This is a genomic window from Bacillus sp. z50 (assembly GCF_058313585.1).
The window spans coordinates 195,131-208,255 of sequence record NZ_JBZFQL010000005.1 but is presented as its reverse complement, the minus strand read 5'-3'; the positions used below and the strand labels follow the sequence as shown (position 1 = coordinate 208,255).

The window sequence follows — 13,125 nt, the reverse complement described above, 5'->3', positions numbered from 1 at the left end:
CATCAATCATCAATTTTAATCAGAATGAAAGTTATTAAACAGAATGGGACGATTTGTTTAAGAATAGGAGTCAGAATGGATGGAAGATCGCAGAATAAGATATACCAAAAAAGTAATTAAAGACACATTTATTGAATTGTTAGAACAAAAGCCAATCAATAAAATTACCGTAACCGAGCTATGTGCAAAGTCTGAAATCAATCGGGCTACCTTTTATCGGTACTATGAGGATGTATATGATTTGATGGAGAAGCTAAAGAGTCAATATGTGGATGAACTGAAGGCAGCTATCTCCATTTCAAAGGACGACTACACGATCTCGGGATTTACAAGTGAAATTCTTGAGGTGATTCTAAGAAATAAGGAACTGAGCAGAATTCTCTTTACTTTGAAGAACGGAAAAGACTTTCTTGATGATGTGTTAGATATTGCCCATATGAAATGTATAGAAAAGTGGAATCGTTACGGGAAAAATGTACCGCAAACACAAGTGGGGTATCTATCAACGTTCATAACTGCTGGGACAATAGGTATCCTGAATGAATGGATTCAAAATGATTACAAGGAGTCTCCCTCAGAGATTGCCAATCTGATTGAAAATATAAGTCACTACGGTCTGGCGAAGATTATTTATGGGAAGTAAGTAAAGATACCTGAATCAAAAAAAGTAAAAGATATTCTACTGGCCCTAAATTTTTTCATAGAGCTTTTTTTCGTAATATAGGGTCTTTTCCTTATGCAATAAATAGGAGAAACCAGTATCTTGTTAACTTTACTGCGCATTTGTTTAAAACAATCAATTTCCTATGATGAATAAATTAGGCGGATAAAAGCAGTGGATAATTGTAAAGTTGGTAAATTAAGGAAAGTGAAGGGCAGGCTTAGAAATCAATAGCGAATCAACAAAGCCTTCCTTTCAATAGTGTATTTACTCTATTTCTAACTAGTTCTTAACCGAAAACTCTACTGGATAATGTTTTTATATATTTTATATTAAAAATGGTAAAGTAGAATATATCGAATAAAAGACTAGGTGGTAATAAAAAATGAAAGAAGTCATACAAAAGGTTTTAGAGTTCAGGGATGAGCGGAATTGGGGACAATATCATAATGAGAAAGATTTAGCGATTTCGATTTCATTGGAAGCGAATGAATTATTGGAGAATTTCCAGTGGAGAGATAGCGAAGAGGCAGCGGCTGATTCAATAGACAATATAAAAGAAGAAATGGCCGATGTATTTATCTATCTCTTGCAGTTAGCGGATAAATTGGATATCAATCTGGAAGAGGAAGCACTCAAGAAACTGAAGAAGAACGCCATAAAATACCCGGCTCCGGCAAAGAAATAGTCATATTATGAATCATATTCAGCTTACAATCATGTGTGATGTGGAGGTGCGGTATGAGTACAAGTACAGTAAAAATAGAGACACTGCCTTTTAACAAGGCATCAATAAATCGCCTGAGCGGGTATTATATTGATTATCCTGTCGTGTATTTTCTGAACAATGAAACTACGGTCTATATAGGCGAAACAGTGGCAGTCAAAAATCGGATGAGGGACCATCTGAATAATAATGAACGAAAATCATTAAGTAAGATGTCCTTAATTATCCATAATAAATTTAATCGTTCTGCTACATATAATATAGAAACGAAGCTAATCAATTATTTCTTGGCGGATGAGCGTTATAAGCTGCAGAACAAGAGTCAAACTGCAAAGAATGTAATGCATAATTATTATGAAAAACAATACTATGACGAACAAATTTTTGATGAAATTTGGACTGAACTTTTAAAAAGAAAAATTGTCGATCATTCAGCACAAGCAATTGAAAATAAAGATATCTTTAAGTTATCCCCCTTTAAGGAAATGACGACTGAACAGTTAGAGCTGCAACAGGAAATTATAAAGGTATGCAAAGAACATATAAAGGATGAAAAACCGTTTGTTTTTCTTATTAAAGGGGAAGCGGGTGTCGGAAAGAGTGTTGTCTTAAGTTCGGTTTTTAATAAAATACAAGAGCTCGCCAAGGAAAAAGATAACGATTTATCCAAAACTGAAAACTATTTATTAGTTAATCATTCTGAGATGTTAAAGACCTATAGAAAAATAGCTGGAAATGTTAAAGTACTTTCTAAAAAGAATTTTGAAAAGCCGACAACATTTATCAACAAGCGAAAGAAATTGGGGAAAAAGGCTGATATCGTTCTAGTAGATGAAGCTCATTTATTGTTAACAAAACCTGATAGTTACAATAATTTCAATGAAGAAAATCAATTGGAAGAGATCATTAGACATAGCAAGGTAGCCATTATCGTCTATGATGACAAGCAAGTCTTGAAAATGAAAAGTTACTGGGACGAAGAAAAGCTATACTCAATCACAAAGAGCTGTAATACAGGGAATTATGTACTGACAAATCAATTTCGAATGCGTGCCTCCGATAATATGGTCAATTGGATTAATTATTTTGTGGAAAAGAAAATTACACCGATGCCGATTGAAGACGCATATGATTTTCGGATTTTCGAATCGGCAGCAGAAATGTATAAAGTAATCCAAGAGCAGAATAACAAATTTGGTTTGGCGAGAATTGTGTCCACCTTCGATTATATACATAAGAAAGATGGACAAACCTATTATGTGGAAGAGGATGGTTTTAAACTTCCATGGAATAATGATTATGGAAATCATACATGGGCAGAAGAAGCAAATACCATAAAGGAAGTAGGATCCATTTATACAATTCAGGGCTTTGACTTAAATTATGTTGGGGTTATTCTAGGTCCATCAATCGGCTATGATAAGGAAACAGATATGTTAAAAATCATTCCTGAAAACTATAAGGATACAGAGGCCTTTAGGGGAAGGAATGAGTATAAAAACAGTGAAGAAATTATGGAAAGAATTATTTTAAATTCACTTAACATACTGATGAAGAGGGGCATACATGGCCTGTACATATATGCACATGATCCGGAATTAAGGGACAGATTGTTAAAACTTCAAGAAAATAGATTTCCTAGGCAGGACACAAGAAGCTGATTTCATTATAAGAGGCAAAACCCTTAACCAATCTGAATAAGGGTATAAGGTGTTTTGTCTGCCTCTCTTTAAATAAAAGCTTCCATCTTCAATAAAAACGACAAATAGTTTATAATTATCTGTAAATAGTAGAAATTTTAGTCGAAGAATCATTATAATGGTATGAGATATGGTAAAAAATGAGATGAAAGGGTTTCTTAAGTAGAGCCTTTCTTTTTGCTTTGTTTAAACAGGAGAGCTTGCTCTTTTTTACAAATTAGGGGATGAGGATGGTTATAATGAGCAACATGCAGAAGAAAACAGACGTTATCTTAATTGGTGCCGGGATTATGAGCGCGACATTGGGGGCAATACTTAAAGAGTTAGCACCTGAATGGAACATCAAAGTATTTGAAAAACTTGCAAGTGCAGGGGAAGAAAGCTCAAATGAATGGAATAATGCAGGGACGGGTCATTCTGCACTGTGTGAGCTTAACTATACATCTGAAAAAGCTGATGGATCTTTAGATATTAGCAAGGCTATCAATATTAATGAGCAGTTTCAGCAATCGAAGCAGTTTTGGTCATATTTGGTTAACAGAAATTTGATTCAAAATCCACAGGATTTTATCATGCCAATTCCTCATATAAGTTTAGTGCAGGGAGAGGATAATATAACTTTTTTGAAAAAGCGTTTTAAAGCGCTTTCTAAAAATCCTTTGTTTGAAGGAATGGAATTTACAGAGAATCCAGAGAAACTAGAAGAATGGATTCCTCTTATAATGGAGGGACGCTCAACGGATGAACCGATTGCAGCCACAAAAATTGATTCAGGAACCGATGTTAACTTCGGTGCGTTAACACGTATGCTGTTTGAACATTTACATAGTAGCGGTGTAGAAGTCAATTATAGTCATAGTGTAGAAGATATTAAACGTACCACTGATGGTCTATGGCAGGTGAAGGTGCATGATTTAGAAGATGGTAAACTTGAGTACCATACGGCACATTTCGTCTTTATCGGTGGAGGAGGCGGAAGTCTCCCTTTACTTCAAAAAACAGGCATTCCGGAGTCCAAGCATATCGGAGGTTTCCCTGTAAGCGGACTGTTTATGGTTTGTAACAATCCGGAAATCGCTGAAAAGCATCATGCAAAAGTATACGGAAAGGCTAAGGTTGGTGCACCACCAATGTCTGTTCCTCATTTAGATACACGATATATCGATAATAAGAAAACGTTATTATTTGGGCCATTTGCCGGTTTTTCGCCCAAGTTCTTAAAAACTGGTTCCAACTTTGATTTATTTGGGTCCGTAAAACCGAATAATGTTATTACGATGCTGGCGGCGGGAGTTAAAGAAATGGCATTGACTAAATATTTGGTTCAGCAAGTCATGCTATCGAATGAGAAGCGTATGGAGGAATTACGTGAATTTATTCCAAACGCCAACAGCGAAGATTGGCATACAGTTGTGGCAGGCCAACGTGTGCAAGTAATCAAAGATACAGAAAAAGGAAAGGGAACACTTCAATTTGGTACAGAAGTGGTCAGTGCTGAAGATGGTTCGGTTGCTGCATTGCTCGGAGCCTCTCCTGGAGCCTCTACTGCTGTTCACGTTATGCTTAAAGTATTGGATAAATGTTTCCCTCAAAATATGAAGGAGTGGGAACCTAAAATAAAAGAAATGATTCCATCTTATGGTCTATCTTTAATGGAAAATCCTGATCTTTTCAAAGAAATTAATCAATCAACTACAGAAACACTGGGACTTTGTACAAAAGAAATGATCTGTAACTAAGCATAGCTTAATTATAAATAAGGGCAACTCACTATACTAAGCGGGTTGCCCTATCTTTATTTTATGAACAGTAGAAACAACCCTGCACTAGACTTACAAATGCAGGGTTGTTTTATTAGTACGTATTAAGTTCATTAATTGGAGTCTGAATAATGACTGGTTTCTTTTTAGGGTCTAACCATTTCAAAATCTTTTTCACGTTTGCTTCAGATGTTGCGGTGCAGCCTAAAGTATAGCTGTTGCCAATGTGGAAGAAGATTGCGCTTCCCTTATAAGGTGTTCGCTTCGTATTGTAGTTGATTACAAACCCATATGTGTAGGCTGATATATTCATATTTTCTGCACTTTTCCATTGACCCTTGGTTTTCTTTTTGGACTGCCAAGTGTTGTATAGTTTCGATTTCGGATCATCAACCCATACGTCATCCGCTGTGATTTTACGATAATTCAGCTTTGTTCCGGGATTTGCTTTTCGGCCAAAAGCTGTACCGATTGTATACTTCCCAATCGGAGACCTCTTGCCACTTTCTTTCATGTCCTTTTCCTTTGCAAATCCATACTTCCCAATATAACCTTTGGTTATTAATACAGGTACCCATTTTCCTTTAGAGTTCCTCTCGAATGTGCGGATTTCAGCTTTCGATGTATTATATCCACTTGAAGTAACGAGAATGAGTTGCTTGTTGCTTTCGACTGTCTTTAAGCCTTCAGCTAAATTTTTCGGAGCTGCGGGCTTTTTGGAAGTTAAATAGTTACTGGAAGCCCAACCGGTTTTGCTGCCAATGATTACTTTGCTCCAAGAGCCTTTCGTTTGAGTTACTTTAACTGAGCTGTTCTTTTTAACAGTTGTAACTACTTTGTACTTAGTTCCGGCTCCACTGCGAATATTTAATGTACTTGCTGTGACATACATCGTTTTAGAAGTTACTTCTGCAACAGGTTTTTTAGATGTTAAATATTTGCTGGAAACCCAGCCAGTCTTGCTTCCAACCGTTACTTTTTCCCATGAGCCTTTCGTTTGAGCTACTTTGACTGAGGTATTCTTTTTAACAGTTGTAACAACTTTGTATGTAGTTCCTGGACCACTTCGTACATTTAGTGTACTGGCCGTTACATATTTGGATGATGCAGCTTGAACGTTATTTTCCACGGGAAGACCTGAAAGAATCACGAACAGTGCGATTATGATTGCAATCCCCTTTTTGATCATGTATTCACTTCTCCTTAATAATTTATGTACTTCCTTATTCTATTTACTTCTAAATGTAGTCGTAAACGAGCTCTTCTTATTTTACTAGATTTAAATTTTTTAATCATGTGGTCCTGCCCAATTTCGTTCTATTGTTCTATGAATTTTACGGATATTTAATGAAATATTTTTAAAATTAATACATGGTTTACCAATATAGCAGATATCAAGTAATAATTTTCAGCCAATGGATGAATGTTTATGCTAATTGCCATCGGGAAGAAGAAAAAAGAAGTGATAGAAGGGGAAAGGAGGAAATATAAAATGGAAAAAACAATTTTTATTACTGGAGCAGGGAGCGGACTCGGCAAAGGATCGGCTATTGGTCTGGCGAAAAAAGGTCATCATGTCATAGCGACGACTGAGACGACATCTCAGAAAACAGCGCTTATGCGGGAAACGAGAGACTTGGGAATAAATATGGAAGTTTTTAAGCTCGATATTACCAATCCTATTGATTTAAGAGAAATTGATAAATATGATTTTGATATTTTTGTGGCGAATGCCGCGATTAATGAAGGTGGACCGCTCGCTGAAATACCAATGGAACGGTTCCGCGCTATCTTTGAAGTGAACGTTTTTGCCACGCTTGAGACAGCTCAAATCGCTGCAAGAAAGCTGGTTAACAAAGGTATGGGCAAAATTGTTTTCTTAAGTTCAATGGCAGGCATTATGACAACTCCTTATGCAGGTCCATACGCAGCGACCAAGCATGCCATTGAAGCAATGGCTTTGACATTAAAGGATGAATTAAAAGAGTTTGGCATACAGGTGGCGACTATTAACCCGGGTTCATTTGATACGGGTTTCAACGATCGGGCTGTAGAAGAAAAATGGAATTGGTTTAATGAGGAAGAACACTTTACCCGTAAAGAAGATATGAAAGCAATGGAAGAGGGATTGAAAAATCAAATGGATCCAGAGGATATGATTGAAAAAATGATAGAAATTATCCCGGCAGAACACCATAAATTCCGTACAGTTTATCCAGAGCAAACAGAAAAACAGATGAAGGAAGCTGAACAGAAAAAGTGGGGGATGGAAGTTTAATTCGACAAAGTCTTAATATACTTTCACTCTTTTTTCTCTTTAACTACTAATTGTCACATTGTGTCCAACTTTTGATCTAGTAGGTTAGGTGTTTTAGTTTTATTTAAATTTAAATATAAGTTAAAATATTCCTGAAGCAAGAATATCATTTTTTTCGGGTAAACTTACTTTCTTTTATGTCTAGGCAAAATTAGGCTATGTTAAAGTCCGTTATGTTGGCTAAGCAGGTTTTACTTGAAATGGATCTGAGGACATTGGGTATGTCTCGCTTTTATGCTGGATTAATACGAAGTGTCACAGACAAATCCAAGTATAAATTTTAAAATCCGTATGGATAAACAGAGCCTATACTTTAATGAGGAGGTAGTTCAAAATGAAATTAGAGGGAAAAGTAGCGGTTGTAACAGGTGCAGCATCCGGAATGGGGAAAGCGATTGCAGAGCTTTATGCAAAAGAAGGAGCTAAAGTCCTTGTAACAGATCTTAACCTTGAGGGTGCCGAAAATGTAGTCGAAGGGATTACAAACAATGGTGGTACAGCGAAAGCATTGCAAGTGAACGTTGCAAAGCTTGAAGATATCGAGGGAATGATTGATACAGCTGTTAGTGAATTTGGTACATTAGATATACTTGTTAACAATGCAGGCATTATGGATGGTTTCGAACCTGTTGCGGATATACAAGATGAAAGATGGGATTTAATTTTTGATGTAAATACAAAAGGTGTTATGCGTTCCATGCGTAAGGTCGTTCCATTATTCCAGGAAAAAGGCCAAGGCATAATTATAAATATTGCTTCTACTGGTGGATTAAACGGTGCTCATGCAGGTGCAGCCTATGGTGCTTCCAAGCATGCGGTGGTTGGTCTTACTAAGAACACAGCCTTTATGTATGCAAAAGAAGGCATTCGCTGTAATGCAATCGCACCAGGTGCGGTTGAGACCAATATTTCTGCATCGATGGGAAAAGTTAATGAATTTGGAATGGGACGTTCTAGATTAGCACAAGCTGCGATTCCTAAAGTGGGACAGCCGGAAGAAATTGCAGCAGCTGCCTTATTCCTTGCTTCTGAGGATTCCAGCTTTGTAAATGGTACAGTTTTAGTAGTTGATGGTGGTTGGACTTCAGCATTCTAATAAATATTAAATAATTGATTACAATTAGGCAGCTTGTTTCTCTGATTTAGAGGGACAAGCTGCTTTTTCTTTTGAATAAGAAAATATATATTTAAATAACAAAATTTCACATAATCACTTTAAATAAAATATATTCAGTTAATAAATATTATTTTAATATAATTAATTGACAGGTGACAGGTTGTCACTTATAGTAGTCTTACTTGATAAACTGTCATGAAACTGACCAGACTAATTACATCAAGAGACTAATAAGTAAAGGGTGTCATCAAACGTATATGAAAGTACTTGAGTTGCATCATGTGAACAAACAATACCCGATTGCAGATGGTCAATACTTCCCTGCTCTTAAAGATGTTAATGTTTCCTTTGAGAAGGGAGAATTGGTCTCCATCATTGGTGAATCAGGAAGTGGTAAATCCACTCTAATGAATCTGATTGGCGGGTTGGATTCTGATTTTACCGGTTCCGTTCAGTTTGAAGGGAAGAATATTGGTGAGTTTAATGAAAAAGAAATGGATGAATATCGAAAAAATAAAATAGGCTTTATTTTTCAAAGCTTTAATCTGATTCCGCATTTGTCTGTCCTCGATAATGTCACGATTGCGATGACTTTATCGAATGTAGGGAAAGAGGAACGCATTAAAAGAGCGGAGGAGATTCTAACTCAGGTTGGTTTGAAAAATCATATTTATAAAAAGCCAAATCAATTATCCGGCGGTCAAAAGCAAAGGGTTGCGATTGCGCGTGCATTAATTAATGATCCTGAAATCATCATTGCCGATGAACCAACCGGAGCACTTGATTCTGAAACAACGGAACAAGTATTGGCGATCATAAAAGATATTGCTAAGCAAGGTAAGCTGGTTATTATGGTTACTCACTCTGAGCGAGTAGCGAACCATTCCTCAAGGGTAATCCAAATTGCAGATGGGAAAATTATCCGTGATGACAGAGGAGAACCTCTAGAACAAATGGAACCTCAATCCAATCAAGTGGAAAAGAAGGGTGGTGAAAACCTTAGCTTTGTGGCGGCCGTGAAACTTGCATTTCTGAATATGAAAGAGAAGCTTGGTAGAAATGTTTGGGTTTCATTAGGAGCAAGCATAGGAATCATGAGTGTCATCTTTTTCCTTTCATTAGGAAATGGTGTGAAGACCTATATGAATGACTCTATGAACAGTATGGTGAATCCGCTTGTCGTAGAAGTTAATATGCCTTCTGAGGAAGAGGAACTTCCGCCATCAGTGGATGAAAATCAGGCAATGATGCTATCGATGATGGGAGAACAGACACCATTTGAGGAAAAGGATATCGAGAAATTATCCGAAATCGAGCATGTTTCTTCAGTGGAAAAGGGATTTAATCTCATCTCATTTGGCTCCAATGCGGTTAAATATGGAGACAAAAAGGTTGATTTGATGATGATTACAACCATTTCATCTAACATAACAGATACGAGTATTAAGGAAGGCACTTTACCTGGAAAACAAGAAATTCTCCTTGCGGAGGGTACCGCTGAAAAATTAGGCGGAGATATGATCGGTAAAGATGTTAACGTAACGCTAATGCTTAATGAACAGTTATATGAAAAAACCTATACGGTTAGTGGAATTATTTCATTAGGCAGTCAATTTGCAGCGATGGATTTAATCTATGCCAATTATGAGGATCTGGTACAGCTTGCAGAGGATAACGGTCAGACATTGGATCCTACAAGTATCTATTTAGTTGCAGATAATGAAGAGTTTACGGAAGATATAAAAGCAAAAATCAAGGATATGGGCTACAATGGTTCATCGCAAGAAACAATGACAGCTATGATGAACGAAATGCTGGATGTTTTGACATATGTATTAACCGGGATTTCAGGCATTTCACTTTTTGTTTCAGCAATCATGATTTTGGTTGTTCTCCATATTAGTGTTGTTGAGCGTACGAAGGAAATCGGGGTCCTAAAAGCGATTGGTGCAAGACGCATGGATATTAGAAGAATTTTTGTATCTGAAGCATTCCTGATTGGATTATCGAGTGGAATTATCGGTGTTCTGGCAGCCTCTTTATTAACCTTTGTAGCTAATAGCCTTTCAACTAAATTAATTGATTTTGAAATTGTACAAATAACCCCAGCATATCTTGTTTTCGGTGTTGCTGCTAGCATCATTATTAGCATGCTTTCTGGACTTATGCCCGCCAATAAAGCGGCTAAATTGGATCCAGTTGACTCTTTACGCAGAGAGTAGGAAAGTATATGCCGAGTCAAACATTTGTGAATTTACCAGCGGAAAAGAGAATCAGGATTATTCAGGCTGCTAAGGAGGAATTTAGCCAATATTCCTTCTATGATGCATCAATTAATCGAATTATTAAAGAAGCGCAAATTCCTCGGGGAAGCTTCTATCGTTACTTTGAAAATAAAGAAGATCTGTTTCTGTATTTATTAAATGAATATAAAAGTGACCTCTTGGATCAGATTAACAGCAAGATTAACGCCGGGGTAAACCTCTTTTCAATTCACTTTCTGCTATTTGATTATATAACTAAGAAAGCGATGGATCCTGCTCATTCCAAGTTTTTGGTCAATGTATTTACGCGGACGGATAGTAAGCTAGCTGAACATTTAATGAGCTTTACGGATGTACGTGAAATGGAAGAGAAACAAGAGAAGTTTCTGAATCTAGTTACTGACACTCATTTACTAAAGGTTGAAATAAAAGAGGAATTGTTTCAAGTTATTGAGATATTGAGAACTATCACATTCAATCAAATTATCCTGGCGTTAAATGATCTTTCGACTGTAAGCCAAAAAAGAAAAGACATGGAGCGTCAATTTCATTTTATTAAATATGGTGTACTGAAATAAACAAAGTAAAAGCCTTGAACGTGTGTTCTAAACAGGTTCAAGGCTTTTTATTATAGTCAGGTAGCTTCCACTCGATCTGCAAATATATGAATATTATCTTTAAGAATAGAAGGCTGTTGGTCTGCCGGGTACGATTTTAATGCTATTTTGGCAATGAATTTCTCGAAAATTCCCAATGCGTGAGAACGAATTTCTCCACCGAAGCAGTCAATTGCTGTTGCTTGCTCAAGTAACTCATCTGGAAAGTTGGTTTGAAAGTATTTTTCAGCATTTCCGACATCAGCGCAGCAAATAAATAGACCGACCTCTTTCTGTTTAAAATCTTTAAGATGGTTTTTTACGAATTTTTTAACCGACGAATGAAGTTTCCCATAACGGATGGGACCGCCAATCAAAACAGTATCATAGGCATCCAGCGAAGGATCAGTGTGCGTAAGATCAACTAATTTTGCATGCCCATTAAAGTCTTGTTCAAGGATATGTACGCATGTTTCTGTAGTTCCGCTTTTTGAAGCATAAGCAATCAATATGTTCATGACTAATATGGCTCCCTTCTAAGATGACGTGTCTATATAAAGCATATACCCTTTTTGTCATCCTACCAAGGGGAAATATCAGAAACTTCTAATATTATCTGACATTAGGTTTTAGAGATAGAGGGCAATCTGTAGAAATAATCTTTGGCCGCAAGTAGTTGATTGGTCCGCCAGCTACTTATCCATGGAAAAGGTTAATAGGACAAGAGAGAGGTGTATAAAGCCAATAAAAAATCCTGTCCGCTGGTTTAGCGGACAGGATTTAACATTTATTAATAGGCTATGCTGAATAAACCTTTAATGTGTGAAAGATAACGGATATTACTTGCTTCTTTCATTATTGTAGCCGGTAAGCCTTTTAATGGTGTTGAGTTCCCGCCAATAATGGCTACGCCATCTTTACGTCCAAGACTTGCTAATGTTCCTGAGTTTACTGGAGCAAATACTTCAGGAAGAGTACCCTTAATGGATGCCGCAATATTATAACCAATCAATTCACCCATTTGCCAAGCCATTTGTGCAGTTGGCGGGTATGGTCTCGCACCAGGAGCAGGGAAGACAACTGCACTGTCACCAGCAATATAAACATCAGGATGTGAAGTAGATTGTAGATATTCATTAACAGTAGCACGGTTACGATCTACTGCTAAACCAGATTCGCCGATAACAGGAAGGCCTTGTACACCGCCAGTCCATACAAATGTGTTGGCGATAATTTGTTGGCCATCTTTTAATTCAATCACATTTCCGTTTACACCTGTGACAGGAAGTCCAGTCAAGAATTGAACTCCACGATTCTCTAAGCTTGTCATTGAACGTTCAATTAAATGATCAGGAAGCATAGGTAAAATTTTTGGACCTGCTTCAACTAAGATAAATTTAAGCTCAGAAGGATCAACCATATATTTTTTAGCTACTTTAGGGGTTGTATCTGCAATTTCTCCAACTAATTCAACACCGGTTAGTCCGCCGCCACCGATTACAATGGTTGCATCGGCTGGATTTTTAGTTTGTGCATATTCTTTAATTCGATCTTCGATATGCTTGTTAATTTTATTAGCATCCTCTGCTGATTTTAAGACCATACTATTTTCTTCAAGTCCAGGAATGCCAAAATAAGCAGTTTGGCTGCCTAATCCAACGACTAATTTATCATAGGTTAAGATTTTTCCGCTTGAAAGGGTTACCTTTCTTTCATCTGCTGATATAGATTCAACTTTAGAGATGATTAGATTAATATCTTTTCCTTTAAACAAACGATCTAATGGCATAGCAATTCTGCCTTCGCTAATATTGCCTGCTGCCAAACGATGCAGTTCAGTAATGATTTGATGTGTCGGATATTGGTTAACAACTGTAATAGTAGCTTCTTCAGATGTTAAATGCTGACGTGCTGATAATGCTGAAAGAAGACCGCCATACCCTGCTCCTAAAATAACAATTTCTTGTGCCATGATATGTTCCA

Annotated in this window: 11 protein-coding genes; 8 read left to right on the top strand and 3 right to left on the bottom strand. The window is 36.9% G+C overall.

What is annotated here, in order from left to right:
* Positions 1–79 precede the first annotated feature (79 nt).
* The 4 genes from AC4G3N_RS15160 (at position 80) to AC4G3N_RS15145 (ending at position 4,827) form a co-directional block, all read left to right on the top strand.
* Positions 80–643, top strand: a complete 564-nt coding sequence (locus tag AC4G3N_RS15160; RefSeq protein ID WP_140462146.1) for a TetR/AcrR family transcriptional regulator — start codon at positions 80–82, stop codon at positions 641–643.
* A 403-nt stretch (positions 644–1,046) separates the two neighbouring features.
* Positions 1,047–1,349: a nucleotide pyrophosphohydrolase gene (locus tag AC4G3N_RS15155; protein WP_066108347.1), complete on the top strand. Its 303-nt coding sequence runs from the start codon at positions 1,047–1,049 to the stop codon at positions 1,347–1,349.
* A 53-nt stretch (positions 1,350–1,402) separates the two neighbouring features.
* Positions 1,403–3,049, top strand: a complete 1,647-nt coding sequence (locus AC4G3N_RS15150) for a DUF2075 domain-containing protein (RefSeq protein ID WP_066108344.1) — start codon at positions 1,403–1,405, stop codon at positions 3,047–3,049.
* 278 nt (positions 3,050–3,327) lie between these two features.
* Positions 3,328–4,827: a malate:quinone oxidoreductase gene (locus tag AC4G3N_RS15145; RefSeq protein ID WP_066108596.1), complete on the top strand. Its 1,500-nt coding sequence runs from the start codon at positions 3,328–3,330 to the stop codon at positions 4,825–4,827.
* A 115-nt stretch (positions 4,828–4,942) separates the two neighbouring features.
* Here AC4G3N_RS15145 and AC4G3N_RS15140 read toward each other — a convergent pair whose 3' ends face one another.
* Positions 4,943–6,037 carry an SH3 domain-containing protein gene (locus AC4G3N_RS15140; RefSeq protein ID WP_066108340.1) on the bottom strand — a complete coding sequence of 365 codons (1,095 nt, stop codon included), beginning with the start codon at positions 6,035–6,037 and terminating at the stop codon, positions 4,943–4,945.
* Between the two features lie 303 nt (positions 6,038–6,340).
* Here AC4G3N_RS15140 and AC4G3N_RS15135 point away from each other — a divergent pair, with 303 nt between their 5' ends.
* From AC4G3N_RS15135 to AC4G3N_RS15120, 4 genes are all read left to right on the top strand, one after another.
* A complete protein-coding gene (locus AC4G3N_RS15135; RefSeq protein WP_066108594.1) occupies positions 6,341–7,126 on the top strand; it encodes an SDR family oxidoreductase in 786 nt (261 codons plus the stop codon).
* A 373-nt stretch (positions 7,127–7,499) separates the two neighbouring features.
* Positions 7,500–8,261, top strand: coding sequence for an SDR family oxidoreductase (locus AC4G3N_RS15130; protein WP_066108337.1), 762 nt, complete (start codon positions 7,500–7,502; stop codon positions 8,259–8,261).
* A 278-nt stretch (positions 8,262–8,539) separates the two neighbouring features.
* The gene (locus AC4G3N_RS15125) at positions 8,540–10,504 is read left to right on the top strand and encodes an ABC transporter ATP-binding protein/permease (RefSeq protein WP_066108336.1); all 1,965 of its coding nucleotides are present in this window, start codon (positions 8,540–8,542) and stop codon (positions 10,502–10,504) included.
* A gap of 8 nt (positions 10,505–10,512) precedes the next feature.
* Complete coding sequence (locus AC4G3N_RS15120; RefSeq protein WP_066108333.1) at positions 10,513–11,124, top strand: TetR/AcrR family transcriptional regulator; 612 nt, start codon at positions 10,513–10,515, stop codon at positions 11,122–11,124.
* Between the two features lie 56 nt (positions 11,125–11,180).
* On the opposite strand, the gene AC4G3N_RS15115 is transcribed toward AC4G3N_RS15120, so the two are convergent.
* The gene (locus tag AC4G3N_RS15115; RefSeq protein ID WP_066108330.1) at positions 11,181–11,660 is read right to left on the bottom strand and encodes a flavodoxin domain-containing protein; all 480 of its coding nucleotides are present in this window, start codon (positions 11,658–11,660) and stop codon (positions 11,181–11,183) included.
* Between the two features lie 272 nt (positions 11,661–11,932).
* Positions 11,933–13,114, bottom strand: coding sequence for an NAD(P)/FAD-dependent oxidoreductase (locus AC4G3N_RS15110; RefSeq protein WP_490553128.1), 1,182 nt, complete (start codon positions 13,112–13,114; stop codon positions 11,933–11,935).
* Between the last annotated feature and the right edge of the window lie 11 nt (positions 13,115–13,125).

Coding starts and splice junctions, on each gene's coding strand:
- AC4G3N_RS15110 (WP_490553128.1), bottom strand. CDS start 13,114: ATGGCACAAGAAATTGTTATTTTAGGAGCAGGGTATGGCGGTCTTCTT.
- AC4G3N_RS15135 (WP_066108594.1), top strand. CDS start 6,341: ATGGAAAAAACAATTTTTATTACTGGAGCAGGGAGCGGACTCGGCAAA.
- AC4G3N_RS15145 (WP_066108596.1), top strand. CDS start 3,328: ATGAGCAACATGCAGAAGAAAACAGACGTTATCTTAATTGGTGCCGGG.
- AC4G3N_RS15115 (WP_066108330.1), bottom strand. CDS start 11,660: ATGAACATATTGATTGCTTATGCTTCAAAAAGCGGAACTACAGAAACA.
- AC4G3N_RS15130 (WP_066108337.1), top strand. CDS start 7,500: ATGAAATTAGAGGGAAAAGTAGCGGTTGTAACAGGTGCAGCATCCGGA.
- AC4G3N_RS15125 (WP_066108336.1), top strand. CDS start 8,540: ATGAAAGTACTTGAGTTGCATCATGTGAACAAACAATACCCGATTGCA.
- AC4G3N_RS15160 (WP_140462146.1), top strand. CDS start 80: ATGGAAGATCGCAGAATAAGATATACCAAAAAAGTAATTAAAGACACA.
- AC4G3N_RS15120 (WP_066108333.1), top strand. CDS start 10,513: ATGCCGAGTCAAACATTTGTGAATTTACCAGCGGAAAAGAGAATCAGG.
- AC4G3N_RS15140 (WP_066108340.1), bottom strand. CDS start 6,037: ATGATCAAAAAGGGGATTGCAATCATAATCGCACTGTTCGTGATTCTT.
- AC4G3N_RS15155 (WP_066108347.1), top strand. CDS start 1,047: ATGAAAGAAGTCATACAAAAGGTTTTAGAGTTCAGGGATGAGCGGAAT.
- AC4G3N_RS15150 (WP_066108344.1), top strand. CDS start 1,403: ATGAGTACAAGTACAGTAAAAATAGAGACACTGCCTTTTAACAAGGCA.